The following is a 17,388-nucleotide window of genomic DNA, read 5'->3' on the forward strand; positions in this document are numbered from 1 at the left end:
GGGGCATCCGCGTGCGGGGCCGCTTCATCGACCGGACCCGTCGGTGAACCGGAAATCGGTCTTGCGGGGCCGGTGGCCGACCGCCTCCAACTCCGGCATGTACACCGCCTCGAACCGCGTCGACGCGGTCACGATGTACTGCGACGCCACCACCAACGCATCCGAGGCGTGCGTGATGGGCTTGGCCACCTGACGCGCCCGCGCCCGCGCCGTCAGCCCACCGACGATCACCCCGCCGGAGATGGCCCGCAACCGCGCGTCCAACTCCGACGCGGTCACGCCCAACTCCAGGGCGGCGGCGTGCAGCACCCGGCGGGTCTCGTTGAACCACTGAGACAACGCGACGTTGTCCGTGAGCGCGTCGGCACCGGTGAAGATGCCACGCTGATCGTTCGTGCCTGCCATGCTGGGGGTTCTCCTTCACGGGAGGGCCGGGCGCGGAACGTTTCTCAGGCGTGCGCCGCGCCCGGCGCAAACGGTGGGCCGGTCGGCCCCCGCACCCACCCACCACCGCGTGGTGGCTGAGCACGGCCGGGAGACCGGCAGGAGAAGCCCGAAATGACGCGCCGATCTGGCACCATCAAGGGCCTCGCCTTCCATCGGAGGGACCGAGGACCGGCGGCACAGCACAGGTTTCCTAGGCCGTGGGGCTGTGCCGCCGGGCAGAGCTAGCTACCGGTGGACTTGCGGCGACTGGTGACCAGCAGTGCGGCCGACGCCATCACCATCAGCCCGTCGACGGCGAGGGGGCCGATGGCGACGGTGAGCGGGTCTTCGCCGAAGTGCTCCAGCAGCCCGGACAGGTGCCGGTAAGACACGACAGCGGCGACCATCGCCACCGGCAGCACCCCGGAGACCCGAGCGACGAACGAGCCGATCCCGTCGCCCCACGGGATGCGGGTCAGGATCTCCACCGCGACGAACAGGGCGACCGGCCAGAACACCGAGAACGCCACCGCGAGCGGCGACGGGGACCAGGTCGGATCCGGGGTCCATCCGACGGGCGCGCCGTCGGGCGGCTTCGGCAGGTAGGTGTGCGCCACGTTCGCCGCGATCGACACCACCCCACCGAGGATCACTCCGACGTAAGCCCACCCCCGACCGGTCACCCGCTTGCGGGACCCGGTCGCGGTCGGGGCGTTGGTGATTTTGGGATCCGGGTCTACGACGGGCGGGGCCTGCGTCGACACCACCGGCGGCACTTCGAGCGCCGACAGAGCCGGGGCCACCGGCGACGGGTCGACCGGCGACGGGTCCGCCACCGCGTCCGAGCCGTCCGGGGTGCCGGTCGGGTCGGCCGGGTCGACGTCCGCTACCGGGTCCGGGTCGACCGTCGGGGCGGTCAACCGCGCCAGGATCGCGTCCGCCTTCGGCGCACCGACCCGCAACTCAGTCTTGATCCGGTTACGGGACGGGACCGCGCCGAGCCGGTCGACCAGGGCGAGGGCTTCCGGCATCAACTCATCAACCGACCGGGGGTAGATGCTCATCGTCGGGGCGGTCATCGCAGCGTCTCCTTCGTGGGCATGGTCTCGGTGTTCAGGACATGAGCGAGAGCGAACGGGGCGAGCATCACCACCGGTCCGCCGAGCAGGATCAGCAGCAACACAGCGACGATCACGCGGCCACCTCCTCCGGGTAGGCACAGTCGACGCACTCGCCGAGCGAGCGCGGGATGCAGTAAGGGCGCACCGTGCCGCAGGTCCGGCAGGTGCGACGGGCCGTCAACGCCTTGCCGATCGCGGCAAGCTGGGCAGGGGTGGCAACACGCTTCGGCCGGGCCAGATCCAGTCGATACAGGTACGCGGTGCGGGTGCCACCCACACCGCGCCAGAGAATCTGAGCGGCGATCGGCTGACCACCAGGGCACAGCCCAGCGGCACGCAGTTGACGGCGGGTGGCGTAGCCCGGCGGCGCGCCACGCCACCAATAGGTGGGGATGCCGTACCGCGACCCCTCCGGGTCGTAGTAGGCAGCGCGGATACGGGACATCAGGCCACGCGACCCGCGCCGGTGGCGCGGTCGGCCACCTCAGCGGCGGCGCGGGTCACGCGAGCCTCAGCCCGGCGCAACCTGCGCCAATCCAGGACGGTCGGGCCACCCTGATCTTCGGCGTAAAGCAGCGTGATCTGCGCGTCCAACACGTCCAACTCGGCGGCGATCAACGGCCACTCCGACTCAATCGCAGCCAGGTCGGCGATGGTCGGCTCAGGGGTGACGGCAACGAGGTGCTTCCTCACGGGAAACCTCCGTAAAGATCGGAACAGCAGGGGGATCTGCCAACCGAGCCGGTAAAGCCGGTGCGTCTTCGGCTCGATTGGGAAGGTTGTGCAGCACGCGCTATCCGCTCCGCTCGCCCCGCTCGCCCGGGACCTACCGGGGTCGACCACCAGGTGGTTCAAGGCAGGGATGCCGCTCGGCGGCCTTCGCGTGCTCATTCCTGTCGCTGTGGAGTTCTCAATGAACGGCCTGATCCGGCGTCTCATGGGCGTGCGGCAACGGCGTGCCGTCGTTCCCCGAGCCATCCGGACGGTACAACGTGGCGTTGTATTCATGACGCTACAACGCCACGTTGTATTCGTGCAAGCACCTGTACCGCGTAGGCTTGTACTGATGACTGACGCTGACCTGCCCGCCGACTGGTGGACGACGGACCATGTACGCACCTACCTCGCTTCGGTAGGTGCGCCGATCAGTCGCGCAACCTGGGCTTCTTACGTCTCACGCGGGCAGGCTCCCGCGCCTGACCGGATGTTCGGCCGGTCCCCGGCGTGGCAGCCCGAAACCATCCGGAAGTGGCAGGCCGAGAGGCCGCGTAAAGGCACCACCGGCTAGGTCGGATCATTTGGTGCCTCCTGTCCTCGGCTCCCGTCTGCGGCGGCACCTTGCTCGCCTGCCAATGAGACTGCCCTGCGGGCGGCGATCCGGGCAGGCCCTATGCACGGACACGAAGGACACGGCCTATGTCCACTGAGGTTCCACGGCAGTACAAGCCCAATCTCGTGCTGGTCAACCGCCGCAAGGCCGCCGGTTGGGAGTCGCGCAAGCGCGCCGCGCGAGAGCTGCACCGCGTCGGCCAACAGCGCGGCATCCGCGAGACGCCCACGGTCGAGGCCATTGAGAAAGCGATGTACCGCCACGAGACCGGGCGTGTGGCGGTCACCGACCCGATCTACCGGCAGCTCTACTGCCTGGCGTACGACGCAAAGCCCCATGACCTGTTCGGCGAGCTGACCGGCGGCGCTGAGGACCGCCCGCACTTCTCGGCGCGATCCCACAAGTTCGTGACGGCGTACGTCGGGGCTGATGGCGCTGCCCGGCTGCGGGAGGTCGCAGGCTGCGCGCCAGCCGTGGGGGAGTGGCATACCTGCTATTCGGCACCCGTCGAGCTGAAGTGACCCCCTGAGACTGGACACCTCCTGACTTGGCATCCTGCTGAGGAGGAGGAAACGCTGTGGCTCGACAGAGCAAGTACCCCGAGGAGTTCCGCCGTCAGGCTGCGGCGTTGGTGCTCGACTCCGGTCGGACTATTCGGGATGTGGGTCGGGAGTTGGGCGTCAACCACGAGACGCTGCGCAACTGGGTCGATCGGATGCGGCAGGAACGTGACGGCGGCCGGCCGAGCGATCTGGCCGCTGACGAGCGGGCCGAACTGGTGCGTTTGCGGCGGCAGGTCGCCCAGTTGGAGCTGGAGAAAGAGATCTTGAAAAAAGCCGCGGTCTTCTTCGCACGCGAGACGGAGCGGTGAATCGTACCGACGTGTACCGGTTCATCGACGCGGAGAAGACCATCTACCCGGTCCGTCTGCTCTGCCGACTTCTCGGCGTCGGGCACAGCGGTTTCTACGACTGGCTTCGGCAGGGACGTCAGCGCGCTGTTGAGCGGAAACGCCACGACCAGCAGCGCGTCGAGATCACCCGGCAGGCGTGGTCAGAGCACCGCGGCGTCTACGGCGCCCGCCGGCTCACCGCTGAGTTGCACGAGCGCGGCCACCGGTGGAACCGCAAGGCGGTGGCCCGGCTGATGCGGCTGGCCGGGATCGAGGGCGCCCACCGCCGGCGGCGCGGTAAGCCCCGCCGCAAGGCCGCGTCAACGTCGACCGCGCCGGACCTGGTCCAGCGGCAGTTCACCGCTGCGGCACCGAACCGGTTGTGGGTCGCGGACATCTCCTACCTGCGCACCTGGGAAGGCTTTCTCTACCTCGCTGTGGTGGTCGATGCCTACTCCCGAAGAGTCGTCGGGTGGGCGATGGCCGACCATCTACGCACCGAGCTGATCCTCGACGCGGTCGGCATGGCCATCCAGCATCGTCGGCCCGCCCGCGATCAGCTCATTCACCATTCGGATCGCGGGACGCAGTACACGTCGTTCGAGTTCGGCCGAACCCTGCGTTCCTGCGGCGTCCTCGCGTCGATGGGCTCGGTCGCCGACTGCTACGACAACGCCATGGCCGAGACGTTCTTCGCCACCCTCAAGACCGAACTGGTCTACACCCGGGCCTGGCCGTCACGGCATGAGCTGGAGATGGAGGTCTTCTCCTACATCGAGGGCTTCTACAATCCTCGCCGCCGACACAGCCGTCTGGGTAACGTCAGCCCCGACACCTACGAGAAGATCCACCGAGAGTCCCTGACAGACATCGAGGTGTCCGGCCGATAGGGGTCACTTCAAGCACCCGGAAGGCGACTGCACCCTCTACGTCTGGCCGTGCGGGTCCGTGGTCTTCCACCTAGTCGAGCCTGTGCAGCTGTCCACGATCGCGGCGCTAGCCGTGTGGCGGGTTGCCTCGTATGGCGACAACATCAAATGGGCTATCGACTACCTCGCGCCCATTGCGCCCGTCGAGGATGAGTCTGCGGTGTACGTCCTCGGTGTTCACTGGGTTGTTGAGCCAGCGTGGCCAGCAGAGTTGCTCGGAACCGCGCTACGCATCATGTCGACGCCGAAGGTGTTGTTGCACCGCGATCGTCCGATGGATGACGATCACTTGGCGCATGCCGAACTGGTCGAGCAGTCGCTGCTAGCCGAATCGTACGACCACGCAGGCATCGAATCGTTCGGCGTGCCGGGGATCTCTGTGGGCTACGCCTCATGGTCCGGAGTCGTGTACCACCCGATCTCTGCCGAGCGCTCCCTAACGGAGCCCGAAATAATCTCTTGCGAGCTTGCGATCCAGTCCATGTGGGCATACAGCGACGCGATCGCCCGTCAGATAGAGCAGGGGCGAGATCCACGGGTTCCGTCGGAATATGGATGGCGCTACCTTCGGGGAGTGCGCTCCCGTCTCACTGTTTCCCGGCTACGGGAGACCGGCCAGCATCAGGCAATGCGCCGAGCAATCCTGCGGACGTGTGACCTAATGCCAGCCCTAGACCAAGCCATCGAGACCCTCCGTGATACGGATCGAGGTTGAGCCAATGACATCGGGTCGCCCGGTACTTGTTGTGACCGACATGCAGAACGGTTTCGTGCGAGAGCAGTCAGCGCACATCGTGCCTGTCGTTGTCGACTTGGTGCACCGCTGGCAGTTGGCCGGCGGCGACACACTTTTTACCCGGTACTTGAACTATCCGGGTAGTCCTTTCGAGCGCTTCTTTGGCTGGCAGAGGCTTCAGTCTTCCCCTGATATTGATTTTGTGCCTGAGTTGCGGCCGTACGTGGATCAGGGCGTAACGCTTGACAAGAGGATCTATAGCCCATTCACCTCGGAGGGTGTTGCACTATTCAGACAGCGGAGATGGGAAGAATACTATTTCTGTGGGATTGCTACCGAAAGCTGCGTCTTGAAGGGGGCTGTGGACGCATTCGAGCACGACTTCACGCCGTGGCTGATCGCGGATGCGTCGGCAAGCCACGCGGGCACTGAGGCGCACGAGGCAGGACTACTGGTTGCGCGAAGGTTCATCGGTCCTCGCCAGGTTATCCGGCTAGCCGACATTCCCCTTGCGCTCATCGATCTGTCACCGCAGTCGCCGCCTGCGTTCTGAACTGCGGAAACGCCTTCACGCTTTGGCCCAGTCCCACCATCCCTAGCTCCGTCCTAGGGGTACCAGGCGTGGACCACACGTTTTACCCGTTGGTGGTCGGCAACCGGCCGGGGGCGTGCCCGGCCGGTTGCACAGTCGCGCCGTGGGCGAACCACGGTCCTTATGCAGCCTGTCCGGTCACGGCCCTGTTGGCTTCAGATCCTCCGGGATCTCCTCATCTCCATAGCGCTGGCGACCAACGAACGGCAGGAGACGGCCTACTGAGGGATCTAGAGGTGCGTCTGTACCCTTGCCAAAAACCTTCCAGATCCTTTGGTGGTCACCGGCAGGACCAACGAATGGTGCTACCTTGAACGACGTCTTGCGCCTACTCCAAACATGTTGCAGATACTCGTCAAATTGCTTCTCAGCTTCCGGTGACGCTCTATCGAACCAACCTAGAATCGACAACAGTGCCACCTCAACTGAACCGGAGTGGAATCCGATAGAGGCGGTACACTCACGAAACAGGAGGGTCGCCACCTGGTTCAGTGCTTCACCGCGGCCTGTGTGTTCGTAGAATTCTCTCCGTTCATGCTCAGGTTGGAGGTCAATAATTAGAGAACGGGCACCAAACCAGTCGGACGAGGCGCGGAAGTGGGACATTTCTCCCAGGGCCCTATTTAGAGCACCGAGACGACGCAATCCAGACTCGTCCAGCCAATCCCTAGGAGTGGCGTCGCCCCTTTCTTCCAAGGCAAGGGCCTTATCTGGCTTGTTTCTCCAGGTCCGGACTCGGGCAACTTGCTCAAGCACGACACGCAGCATCGCCATCGCGCGGTCATCGTCTTCCAGCCAAAGCCAGTAAGCGCTTCTCAAAGCCGAACCGGCTACCGCCGCCGCACTTCCGACCGGGCCGCCCTTTTCCCAGAGCGCAAGCAGCCCTGCGATCTCTGAGGCAAAAATGAAGAGATGTTCGCGGCCATTCAGGTTATCAAAGTTCAACTCGCCGAGGTCTTCCTGTTCATGCTCGAATGCCCGCATAGCCGTATCGGCAGAGCGGCACCGCGTTGCAACAAAGAAGAGATCGGTCATTTCATCGTCACGAAAAAGACGACCGGCTGGGCGACTCCCAGACATAGCTTGGTCGTAGGTGTCGCGATACTCCGCTAGTCGGCGTCGCGTGAGTTCGTTCAGTCCGGTTGGCGGAACCAGGGGCCACAGGCTCCAGTGTGGCGGCGCGTTGGCTCCAGCGGGCAGTGTTTCGGGCAAGCCCCTCGCTAAACGTGCGCAATCCAAACGGCCCTCTTCCTCAGCAAATGTTTCGACGCAGACGCGGAGTTGCCGAACGACGAGGGCGGTGGCCGCAGTAATCAGGCGGTGGGCGGCAGCAACAGTCTGCTTATCCACCTCGGGTGAAGAGCGAAGCAGGAAGGCTGCGTCCCATTGGGCCGCTCCAACGAAACGCCCACGCCCATGAGTCAACTCACTTAGCTCCTCGAACAGGATTCCTGCTCTTCGTCCACTCCACGGGTTAATTGGAGCACCGTGCTCTGCTCCCTGCAAATTGCGAAGTGCTGCCGCTTGCGGACTGTCGGCAATCTCCCATACTCGTTGAATGAACTCGGCTCGGCTTTCCCCCTTCTGATGGAAGGTGCGGATGTTGTAGGCCAGGTTCTCAGTCCATCGCTCAAGCTGTTGCCGGATAATCATTGCGGCACCGACTAGCTGCCCGGCAAATAGTAGCCTCGCCGTAGCAACCACGCTATCCACTCCCCAGGAAAGGTGGTCTGCCCATCCGCCGTATGGATTGGAAGGAGCTCGATTCGGCTTTGCCCCTAGCCTTTGGAGCGCAAGAGCGGCGTGTCCAGCCGACGCGAGGAGGGCCCGAATGCCAGCGTAGTTTGCCCTAGACATGTATGCGAAGCGGATCATCCGTGCGTTGTGCCGGGCGAGCAATGCCTCCTTGACTGCCATTGGGCCGACTGAGGCAGCCCGTTCATAGCCTTCGACCGTAGGCGGAACCGCCAAACCGCGCGTTTCCGCTCGATCACCGGCAAGTCGGCCTCGCCTCGCAAAGCGCAACTCGCGATCTTCCCGCTTCCGCCGACTCGCCCGGCCCACTCTCATCTCCCCTTACCAGAAACGTCCGTGCTCTGATCCGCCCAGGGAGGCTGGACGGCCGGAGACTGCCCGACGAGGAGATCGCTCCACCACCGCCAAGGGAAGGTCTATGACAACTGCTGATCCCTCGCCTCGGCGCGTGTCAGCATCTCCTGGTATTGCTGACTGATCATTTCTTCTGTGATTCCGGCGCGTTTTAGCTGGGCAGTGTCTAGGTCCGTGAGTTGTTCATCAACTCTGGTGAAGAGGTCTCGGGCGTTTTCCAGGAAGGCGATCATGTCAGCCCGGCCAGCGTCGGAGCAGAAGTCCTCCGCGCGCTCCCTCCAAAACGCATGAGCAAGGTGGTTCCGCAGCCGCACTGCCTCGGTCAGGTCATCGGTTAGCTGCTGATCGCCTTGCGCCCTTTCGGTGAGGCGCCGGACTAAGCGCCCGAGGGTGTCCTTGAAGTGCTCCTCCCAGGGGTCGCTGAGGAGTCTCCTTGCTTCCGCCTCGGCTTCAAGTAGGCGCGAGAAGACCAGCATGTTGACCACCTGATGTTCCAGCACGCAGGCGCGGTAGAAGGCCAAGCCGAAGTGTGCAAACGTTGTCTTTACGTCGGGACCGTCATCATCGACCTCGGCAGGCGGCTCGATCTCGGGCTCGTGGCCAAACCTCACCACGTACAGCTCGCGCATAGACCCCATCATGTCAAGAGTGGTTGGTATGCCGCCACAGAGTTCCGAGCGGCTGTACCCTATCCGTACGCCTGTCAAGGCCGACCCCGTGCGACAACCACGGACGGCCTAATACTCCAACGTCACTTGGGTTCGGCGTTGGGCGTGGCGCGGGTATGAAGACGGCCACCGCGTTGATCATCGATGGTTTGTGAGGACAATCGAAGATCGTGCGGTGGCCGTGTGCCACAGCGTAGACCCTGCCGGATGGCGGGTGATCCTGGACGAGGCGGTAACGCGTGTCGCTGACCGGTTCGTGCGGGCTGAGCCCCGTCGAACTGCCGGGCAGTTCGTGGAAGGACTGCTGTCGGGCGTGGAACGCAAGACGTGCTGGTCCCTGGCGGAGCGGGCGGGTCACGACGATCCGCAGGCGATGCAGCGGCTGCTGCGCACGGCGGTGTGGGACGCCGACTCCGTCCGCGACGACGTTCGGGCTTGGCTGATCGAACAGCTCGGGCACCCCGACGCGGTGCTGGCCTGCGACGAGACCGGCTTCCTGAAGAAGGGCCTGTCCTCGGTCGGGGTGCAGCGGCAGTACACCGGCACCGCCGGTCGGATCGAGAACAGCCAGGTCGGGGTGTTCCTGGCCTACATCGCCCCGCACGGGCGGGCGATGATCGACCGTCGGCTCTACCTACCCGAGACGACCTGGTGTCAGCAGCCCGACCGCCTCACCGCCGCCGGCGTCCCCGACCAGGTCGGGTTCGCCACGAAGCCTGCGCTGGCCCGGCAGATGATCGCCGCCGCCCTGGACGCCGGAGTCCCGTTCGGGTGGGTTACCGGCGACGAGGTCTACGGCGCCGACCCCGGACTGCGCGCTGACCTCGAACACCGCGGGATCGGCTACGTCCTGGCCGTCGGCTGCGACCGACGCGTGGACGTCAACGACGGCCGCACCCTCATCCGCGTCGACGACCTCGCCGCCCGGATCCCCAGCCGCGAGTGGCAGCAGCACAGCTGCGGACCCGGGGCGAAAGGACCACGCGAGTACCTGTGGGCCTGGATCACCACCGCCACCAGCCCCGGTGAGCATCGATGTCTGCTGATCCGCCGCAACCGCAGTACCGGTGAGCTGGCCTTCTATCTGTGCTGGTCACCCCGCCCGGCGCCGCTACACACCCTCGTCACCGTCGCTGGTTCCCGCTGGAGCATTGAGGAGCTGTTCCAGACCGGCAAAGGCCAAGTCGGCCTGGACCACTACCAGGTCCGAGGCTGGACCGGCTGGCACCGCCACATCACCTTGGCCATGCTCGCCCTCGCCGTCCTGACCATTCTCGCCGCGCGGCAGCCCGACACCGACCCAGAGATCATTCCGCTGACCGTCGCCGAGATCCGCCACCTCTTCAACGCCTTCGTCCTCGCCGTGACGCTCCCACCAGAGCACATCCTGCACTGGTCGGTCTGGCGACGAACATCCCAAGCCCGAGCCCGCCGATCCCACTACCAGCGCAGACAGGCGAAGTGACGTTGGAGTACTAACCAGGGGTGTCATGCCCTGACCAGCCGCCACCGATCTTCTTCTAATCCCCCCCGGCCTGGCTGTGCCCGCCCCGTGCCCATTGACAGGGACGCCGAGGGTCAACGGCGGTTAGCTCTTGGGCGTAGCTGGCGGTGTGGCGAGGCAGGTCAAGCCAGGTGCTTGCCGTCTGACTTCCGGCCGTGTCCACACTTCCTAAACCGTGCGCTGCGGTCATCGAGCGTGTCAGCGTCCCGGGGACCAAGTAGGGACCACACGGCCTGCGCGATGGTGCGCGGCACGGCGTTGACCGCACGGCCTGATCTTGGGGATAGCGCGTGTGACGTGCGTGGGCGTGTGGCGGATCGTCCTGGGGGTCAAGGGGTCGTCGGTTCGAATCCGGCCGTCCCGACAGAGTTTCGGCAGGTCAGAGCCTTGATTCACTCTGGTGGGTCAAGGCTTTTTTGCTGTTTGTCTCACAAATCATCACGTACGCGCGTACTGCTGGAAATCCGGGTGCGAGAGCTACCCGAACAGCCCGGATTCGAGGTGCTCGGCGGCCACTTTCAGATGGCTGCTGTCGGGGTGGACGTAGACCCGTTTGGCGAGGGTGCCGCCGTCTGCGTGGCCGGCCCAGGCCGCGAGAACGACATCGGGTACTCCGGCGGCGGCGAGGTAGGTCAGGCAGGCGTGTCGGGCGTCGTAGGGCCGGACTTTGCGGACCCCGACCTTGGCCATCAGGTCGTACACCCGGCGGCGGAGCCAGTCGGTGCGCTGCCCCTCGCCGATCTCGTTGACCAGGACGTAGCCGCTGTCAACATACGCGTCGCCTGCCTTCAGGCGTTCCTTCTTCTGCTGGGTCTGGAACGCCTTCAGTGCCTTCGCCACGGTTGCCGGCATTGGTAGGCCGCGTTGGCCAGCCGCCGACTTGGCCTTCTTCTCCGCGACCTCGCCGTTGAGGTTCCCCCGGTTTGCCGGAGGGTTGGTTACCTGGCGCCGGTGGGTCGAGGCGCTGGGGGCGGGCGTGTGGCGATGTGAGTCGCCGTCCTCAAGCGGCGCCTGTACCGGTGAAGGTCGCGATCGCGAGAAGGCCGGAGTAGGCGGCGAGGCCGGCGGTGAACCAGGTGAGGCTGGAGTGACGCTCGGGTGTCAGTTCGTCGACGAAGACGTTGAGCAGGATCCCGCCGCCCAGGAACGCGGTGAGCAGGTTCATCAGCAGGCCGGTGGGCTGGGCGACGACAGCGGTTAGCCAGCCGGCACCGGCACCGGCGACGAGGACGAGGCGCCACCGGGTGGTGAGGCTGACCGGAAAGTGCTGGGCCAGCACGCCGTCGGTGGCCAGCACGTGCAGCCCCATGGCGACAGTGAACAGCACCGCCGGCCCGAGCCCGGCGCGCAGCTTGGTTGCCAGGGTGTACGTGATCAACCCGCTGTAGAGGGCGAAGAAGCCGAGTTGAAACGCGAAGACCACCCGGGTGGGCTCCTGCTTGTGGCCGCCTGAGCGATGGGTGGCGCGTTCTAGCACGTAGAACGTGAAGAAGCCGATCAGCGCTACGAGGAACAGAACAAATCCGCGCGCCGGGGTGGCATCCACCTTCTCTTCCAGCACGTGGGCCACCGCCTGGTTGCCCTCGGCGAGGCGCGGCAGCAGGTATAGGAAGACGTACGCTGCGGCGATGCCGCCACCCAGCGATGCCGCCGCGTGGGTGGGCACCGGCAGCCTCCGGCGGATGTACGGTGCGAGCAGGTGAAGTGCCCCCAGAACGAACGCCATCACCAGCGTCGCCCACAGGCTGCCCGCCGGGGTGAGTGTCACCGGAACACGCCGGGGTCAATGCTGCCGGCACTTTGTCTGCGACTGGCGTTCATCCATCGACTACTAACGTTAAGCCACCCGCGCCCTGAAGTCCCAGGCCGGCTGACGGAGCCCTCCACGAGTCCAGGGGATCGACATGCCCATTGGCGCTTCATGGCGGGCTGGCGGCAGGTAGGAGCTGCGCGGGCGGGTACAGATGTTGCTCGGCCAGGTTATCCAGGAAGGTCTGGCAGCATCCGACGAACCGGGCGAACTCGTCGAGATCCGTCTCGTCCTCCCCAGGGCGTGTCCACGCCCCAGTTGTCGGCTGCGTCAGTCAAGCTCTGCCAGCGGCGATGAGCGTCGTCGGCGTGCAGCGGACGGCGCAGGCACCGGGGGAGCGCATCAGGAAGCCGATGGCGTATTGGTCGATGGCGTGCTGAAGACGAAGCTGCAGTTCGCGCCCCTGCACACGGGCGTATGGGCGGCGTCCGTGGAGATGCCCCACCGTGCCTGCAGACATGCCATGGCGGTGCCACGGATGATGTGGCCGACGGGTCGCTCGCCCGGAAGTAGTAGAGGAACGGGAAGCGCTGGGTCGTCGGCTTGGGTCTGCACCTTACGGGCCGCGTTACTGAGCTGTGCGGTGGGTGGGAAAATCGACAGAACGTACGTGATGGCCGCGGTCATCAGGCCGAAGCCTGCGGCGGCCTCAATGGCCGTGATCAGGCGTAGTGTGTCAACGCCGACGGCGACAGCCCACATCCGTGACTCCCAATCCGCACCGGAGCCTGCGGCCCGACGATGCGACGTGTCCATGCTGTTGGAACCGTTCCGATTGGCAGCGACGGCCGTGCCGGCCTACTGAAGCACGCCGTTGAGCTGGCAGGTCGTCCGCGTAGCGCACTGGCCGCTCTTCCGCCTCTGGCGCTGCGGCCGCGCGGCGCCTTCGTTTCGTCCGGGCGTACCAAGTGGAGTCCTTCGTGCTTTCCTGGCCTGTCACCGGCAGTCGTGCCGCTGAACACCCAATTTTCATCCGGCTCGCGGATCATCGGATCTTCGCCACGCAGCGCCGCCGTCACCGACGCTACGTCGACTCCCTACTTTCGATCCGGGCCTACTCGTTCGCCAGCACATTCTCCGCGAAACCGGACTGGTCCGATGGCCATTCCGGGATTCGCCGCAGGCTCCACTGCCCTAACGCAGGCTGTTACTGGCCGGCCAGCCTCCTGCTCGGCACTTTTCTCGTGAGCGCAACCGCCGGAGGACTTTGTCCGGCTGCCGGCCGTCTCATCGGTGCCCGGAGGGGCGGCAGTCTGGCTCATCGAGCATCGTATGCGGAACCAGCCGCGAGGCGCCTTCGAGCGTGGATCGCCGTCGACTCGCCACCTTCGCGCAGCCCGATCTGGTGATGGCTCCGGGTTTCCGCTGCTCGACCCGGTTGATCCGGAACGCTGACTGGGTGGAGCAGCGATCGGGACGACCGGCGCTGGGACGCCTGCTGTCGGTCAGGCGTGCGCTGTGGTCGTTGGCCGTCGGTGTCGTCGCCGGGGCGGCCGCCGCGCTGGTCGGGGCGCCGGAATTGACGCCGCTGGTGATCTGGACGATCGCGGCGGGCACGATCCTCGTCTGGGTGTGGCGGGCCTGCTGGTCGGCGAGCCCGAAGCGTACCGAGCAGCTTGCCGAGGCGGAGCAGCACTCCCGTTCCACTGACTCGGCGATCCTGATCGCGTCCGTTGTCAGTCTCGCCGCGGTGGGCGAGGCGCTCGTGCGCGCCTCGAACCAGCAGGACATGGTGGCTGTCACGCTGGTGATCCTTAGCGTCGTCGGAGTGGTCTTGGCGTGGGTGCTGGTGAACACGGTCTTCGCGTTGAAGTACGCCCGGCTGTACTACCGCGACAACGGCGGTGGCATCGACTTCAAGCGGAACGATCCACCGGCGTACGCCGACTTCGCGTACGTCGCTTTCACGGTCGGCATGTCCTACGCCCCGGGCGAGAACGAACCGACGAGTAACCGTATGCGCCGGATCGCGCTCGGGCACGCGCTGCTTTCGTATACCTTCGGAACTGGCATCCTGGCCGTCGCCGTCAACCTGGTCACCAACCTGGGCCAGTCGTGATCCACGTGGCATGGCATGCGCCCGCTGCTGGAACGGATCCGCGCGTACCCCGGCGCGGGACCCCACGGGCAGTGGGGGCGCGTCGAGGAGATGAAGCTGACCAACGTTTTTGATCCGGCCCTGCGACGACCGGATGCTCAACCTGCTCACCACCTGGTTCACCGAGCACTCCTTGCAGAACTGGATCCGGCACGAGACGCGGGTGATCGGCGAGACCAGGCTCCACGTCGATCAGACCGCCGACCCGGACGACCTCCGCGCCGAGGCGAGGCGGCTCGTCAAAGCGTCACCGCTGTGGGATCGGCATTAGAGGGTGCTGCAGATGGTGGACGCGACGCCCGAAGGAGCAGTCATTCGTGAGCTGTTCCTCGGGCTTTCGATGACGATGGTGGGACGGGCATCATGTGCCGGCCGACGCGGCGGCAGGCCGGACCGAGAGGTCGAGTTCGCCGCCGACGACATTGACCTCGATGGTGTCGCCGGGATTCGCCCCGTCCTCGAGCAGCAGGGTCGACAGCCGGTCTTCCAGCTCACGCTGGATGCTGCGCCGGAGTGGCCGCGCCCCGTACTCGGGCTGGTAGCCCCGGTTGGCCAGCCACTGGGTGGCGTCCGGGCTGACCTCAAGGTTGATGTCCTGTGCGTGCAACCGGCGGCGGGTGCGGTCCAGCAGTAGGCCGGTGATCTCGAGGAGCTGGTCCCGGTCCAGGCCGGTAAAAATTATGATCTCGTCGATCCGGTTGAGGAATTCCGGCCGGAACCGCTGCCCCAGCAGCCCCATCAGTTCCTCGCGCTGGTCGCTGACTGGACGCCCTGCCGTCTGCGCGGCCAGAATGCGGTCCGCGCCGATGTTGCTCGTCATGATCAGGATGGTGTTGCTGAAATCGACCGTGCGACCCTGCGCATCGGTGAGGCGACCGTCGTCGAGCACCTGCAGCAGCGCGTTGAACACATCCGCGTGCGCCTTCTCTACCTCGTCGAAGAGCAGCACCGAGTACGGCCGGCGCCGAACCGCCTCGGTGAGTTGGCCAGCCTCCTCGTACCCGACGTAGCCCGGGGGCGCTCCGACCAGCCGGCTGACCGTGTGCTGCTCCTGGAACTCGCTCATGTCGAAGCGGATCATGCTGGACTCGTCGCCGAAGAGCGCCGCGGCGAGGGCTCGGGCCAGCTCGGTCTTGCCGACGCCGGTGGGTCCAAGGAAGAGGAACGACCCGTCGGGTCGCTGGGGGTCACTCAGCCCGGAGCGCGATCGGCGTACGGCGGCCGCCACAGCCCGTACGGCCTCGTGCTGGCCGACCACGCGCTCGTGCAGTTGCTCCTCGATGCGCCTCAACCTCTGCTTCTCTACCTCCGTGAGCTGGGTGACGGGAACACCGGTACGGCGGCTGACCACTTCGGCGATGTCGCTCATGTGCACCTCGGGCACCGGAGGCGTGCCCTCCTGCGCCGCCGCCAGGTCCCGCTCGGCCGCACCGATCTCGGCTTTCAGCGCACCCGCGCGCTGGTAGTCCTCGTTCGCCACCGCGCTGTCCTTCTCCCGGCGCAGCTGGGACAGCCGCTTTTCGATCTCCTTTTTGTCCGGAGCCGGGGTGCGGGAACGCAGCCGGACCCGTGCCCCCGCCTGGTCGAGCAGGTCGATGGCCTTGTCCGGCAGGAACCGGTCGGTGATGTAGCGATGGGACAGTTCAGCCGCGGCGTCTAGCGCTTCGTCCGTGTAGCGCACCTGATGGTGCGCCTCGTACCGGTCGCGTACGCCCTTGAGGATTGCGACGCTGTCCTCCACGCTCGGCTCCGACACCAGGATCGGCTGGAACCGGCGCTCCAGCGCCGGGTCCTTCTCGATGTAGCGACGGTACTCGTTCAGTGTCGTCGCGCCGACCACGTGCAGTTCGCCGCGGGCCAGGGCGGGCTTGAGCATGTTGCCGGCATCCATCGCCCCCTCGCCACCGCCGCCCGCGCCGACAACTGTGTGCAGTTCGTCGATGAAGAGGATCAGCTCGTCCTCGGCGGCCGTCACCTCCTGGATCACGTTCTTCAGTCGCTCTTCGAACTCACCGCGGTACTTGGTGCCCGCCACCATCCCGGACAAATCGAGTGCGACCACACGCCGGTTGGCCAGGGTTTCGGGCACGTCGTCGTTGATGATGCGCTGTGCGATGCCCTCGACGATCGCCGTCTTGCCGACGCCCGGCTCGCCGGTGAGCACCGGATTGTTCTTCGTACGCCGGGAGAGCACCTCGATCGTGTCGTCAATCTCGTCGTCACGCCCGACGACCGGATCGAGCCGACCGGCCCGGGCGTCCTCGGTGAGGTCCCGCCCGTACTGGTCAAGGGTGGGGGTGCTGCTGGCCCCGCGCCCACCGGCGCCGCCAGCCGGCGGCGTGGGCCCGGTGACGGCCTCACCGAGGGCCCGCAACGCCCGGCCCGCGGTCGTCTCCGGGTTCGCGGCGATGCCGAGTAGGAGGTGTTCGGGGCCGATGTATGTCGCGCCGGACCGTCGCGACTCGCGGTGCGCGTCGAGCAGGGCGCGCTTCGCCGCCGGCGCGAGCGGAGGCGTGTCCTCGCGTGGCCTGCCCCTGGGGACGGCCGACTCTATCTGGCGAGCCAGGTCGTCGGAGTCGGCGCCGCTCGCGTCGAGGATCCGGCGGGTGGGGTCGGACTGGGCAGCGGCCCACAGCAGGTGCTCGACGTTGAGGTACGGGCTGCCCCACTCTGTAGCCTGCTCGGCTGCCCGTTGCAGGAGTTGCCGCGATTCGGTGGAGAGCAGCCGGGACAGGTCGACCCGCTCCACCGGACGTCCCGCGAACGGATCCCCTCCGAAGAACCGACTCACCAGGTCATCCAAGGAGCCGCCAGGGATGCGGAACGCGTCGAGCGACATCTCATACCTTCCTGCCGGATGGGTGGGGGTCCTCGGCACAGGCCCCACCTGAACGCTACGCACCTTTCGCCAGCCAAGGCGGCTTTTGCGGTTTGTTGGTTTGCGAGGGAGGTCAGGGCTTGTACTCGCTGCGGGGCAGGTGGGATGGTCGCCGTCGTCACCCACCGCCGTAAAACCTTCGGCATTCTCGTGCCCGAGCACGTCGCTTACCTTGCCCTCTTACTCGTACGTGCCCGTCGTATGGCTCAACCTCAAGGCGGCGTTCGACTGCATCCAGCAATCGATCGCGGCCTGTAATGGACCGACCTGTTCGTGCTGTTCACCACGGCGCTGC

General features: G+C 66.0%; 17 protein-coding genes and 1 pseudogene. 8 read left to right on the forward strand and 10 right to left on the reverse strand.

Annotated features, from left to right (window positions below; genetic code table 11):
• Positions 1-24: 24 nt before the first annotated feature.
• From VAB18032_RS10930 to VAB18032_RS10945, 4 genes are all read right to left on the reverse strand, one after another.
• Positions 25-405 carry a hypothetical protein gene (locus VAB18032_RS10930; protein ID WP_013732877.1) on the reverse strand — a complete coding sequence of 127 codons (381 nt, stop codon included), beginning with the start codon at positions 403-405 and terminating at the stop codon, positions 25-27.
• A gap of 263 nt (positions 406-668) precedes the next feature.
• On the reverse strand, positions 669-1,505 hold the full coding sequence (locus tag VAB18032_RS10935; RefSeq protein WP_013732878.1) for a DUF2637 domain-containing protein: 837 nt from the start codon (positions 1,503-1,505) through the stop codon (positions 669-671).
• Positions 1,506-1,617: 112 nt separating this feature from the next.
• Complete coding sequence (locus tag VAB18032_RS10940) at positions 1,618-1,992, reverse strand: RRQRL motif-containing zinc-binding protein (protein WP_043720388.1); 375 nt, start codon at positions 1,990-1,992, stop codon at positions 1,618-1,620.
• A complete protein-coding gene (locus VAB18032_RS10945; protein WP_013732881.1) occupies positions 1,992-2,240 on the reverse strand; it encodes a DUF6284 family protein in 249 nt (82 codons plus the stop codon). The genes VAB18032_RS10940 and VAB18032_RS10945 overlap by 1 nt, the downstream gene beginning before the upstream one ends.
• Positions 2,241-2,963: 723 nt before the next feature.
• On the opposite strand from VAB18032_RS10945, the gene VAB18032_RS10955 reads away from it, so the two are divergent.
• The 5 genes from VAB18032_RS10955 (at position 2,964) to VAB18032_RS10975 (ending at position 5,987) form a co-directional block, all read left to right on the forward strand.
• On the forward strand, positions 2,964-3,398 hold the full coding sequence (locus VAB18032_RS10955; protein WP_013732882.1) for a hypothetical protein: 435 nt from the start codon (positions 2,964-2,966) through the stop codon (positions 3,396-3,398).
• Positions 3,399-3,454: 56 nt separating this feature from the next.
• Positions 3,455-3,748, forward strand: coding sequence for a transposase (locus VAB18032_RS10960; protein WP_013289120.1), 294 nt, complete (start codon positions 3,455-3,457; stop codon positions 3,746-3,748).
• Entirely contained in the window at positions 3,745-4,659 is a 915-nt protein-coding gene (locus VAB18032_RS10965; protein WP_013732883.1) for an IS3 family transposase, read from the forward strand. Before VAB18032_RS10960 ends, VAB18032_RS10965 begins: the two co-directional genes overlap by 4 nt.
• 82 nt (positions 4,660-4,741) lie before the next feature.
• On the forward strand, positions 4,742-5,413 hold the full coding sequence (locus VAB18032_RS10970; RefSeq protein ID WP_232510774.1) for a hypothetical protein: 672 nt from the start codon (positions 4,742-4,744) through the stop codon (positions 5,411-5,413).
• Positions 5,414-5,417: 4 nt separating this feature from the next.
• Complete coding sequence (locus tag VAB18032_RS10975; protein WP_013732885.1) at positions 5,418-5,987, forward strand: cysteine hydrolase family protein; 570 nt, start codon at positions 5,418-5,420, stop codon at positions 5,985-5,987.
• 177 nt (positions 5,988-6,164) lie between these two features.
• On the opposite strand, the gene VAB18032_RS31585 is transcribed toward VAB18032_RS10975, so the two are convergent.
• Both VAB18032_RS31585 and VAB18032_RS10980 read right to left on the reverse strand, forming a co-directional pair.
• A complete protein-coding gene (locus VAB18032_RS31585; RefSeq protein ID WP_148272230.1) occupies positions 6,165-7,730 on the reverse strand; it encodes a hypothetical protein in 1,566 nt (521 codons plus the stop codon).
• 467 nt (positions 7,731-8,197) lie between these two features.
• A complete protein-coding gene (locus VAB18032_RS10980) occupies positions 8,198-8,764 on the reverse strand; it encodes a hypothetical protein (protein WP_148272231.1) in 567 nt (188 codons plus the stop codon).
• Positions 8,765-8,984: 220 nt separating this feature from the next.
• Here VAB18032_RS10980 and VAB18032_RS10985 point away from each other — a divergent pair, with 220 nt between their 5' ends.
• The gene (locus tag VAB18032_RS10985) at positions 8,985-10,268 is read left to right on the forward strand and encodes an IS701 family transposase (protein WP_415877999.1); all 1,284 of its coding nucleotides are present in this window, start codon (positions 8,985-8,987) and stop codon (positions 10,266-10,268) included.
• 516 nt (positions 10,269-10,784) lie between these two features.
• On the opposite strand, the pseudogene VAB18032_RS10990 reads toward VAB18032_RS10985, so the two are convergent.
• The 3 genes and pseudogenes from VAB18032_RS10990 to VAB18032_RS31590 all read right to left on the reverse strand — a co-directional run.
• Positions 10,785-11,162 (reverse strand): annotated as a pseudogene (locus VAB18032_RS10990) (tyrosine-type recombinase/integrase); the annotation flags it as partial.
• Positions 11,163-11,307: 145 nt separating this feature from the next.
• Positions 11,308-12,075: a hypothetical protein gene (locus tag VAB18032_RS10995; RefSeq protein ID WP_013732889.1), complete on the reverse strand. Its 768-nt coding sequence runs from the start codon at positions 12,073-12,075 to the stop codon at positions 11,308-11,310.
• A gap of 384 nt (positions 12,076-12,459) precedes the next feature.
• Positions 12,460-12,819, reverse strand: a complete 360-nt coding sequence (locus VAB18032_RS31590) for a hypothetical protein (RefSeq protein ID WP_013732890.1) — start codon at positions 12,817-12,819, stop codon at positions 12,460-12,462.
• Positions 12,820-13,582: 763 nt separating this feature from the next.
• On the opposite strand from VAB18032_RS31590, the gene VAB18032_RS11000 reads away from it, so the two are divergent.
• Complete coding sequence (locus tag VAB18032_RS11000; RefSeq protein WP_198408929.1) at positions 13,583-14,176, forward strand: DUF1345 domain-containing protein; 594 nt, start codon at positions 13,583-13,585, stop codon at positions 14,174-14,176.
• A 109-nt stretch (positions 14,177-14,285) separates the two neighbouring features.
• Complete coding sequence (locus tag VAB18032_RS31595; protein WP_013732892.1) at positions 14,286-14,486, forward strand: hypothetical protein; 201 nt, start codon at positions 14,286-14,288, stop codon at positions 14,484-14,486.
• A 90-nt stretch (positions 14,487-14,576) separates the two neighbouring features.
• Here the strand turns inward: VAB18032_RS31595 and VAB18032_RS11005 are convergent, their stop codons facing one another.
• Entirely contained in the window at positions 14,577-17,054 is a 2,478-nt protein-coding gene (locus VAB18032_RS11005; protein WP_013732893.1) for an ATP-dependent Clp protease ATP-binding subunit, read from the reverse strand.
• Positions 17,055-17,388 lie beyond the last annotated feature (334 nt).

It is taken from the genome of Micromonospora maris AB-18-032, assembly GCF_000204155.1.
In the GTDB taxonomy this organism is placed as follows: Bacteria; Actinomycetota; Actinomycetes; order Mycobacteriales; family Micromonosporaceae; genus Micromonospora; species Micromonospora gifhornensis.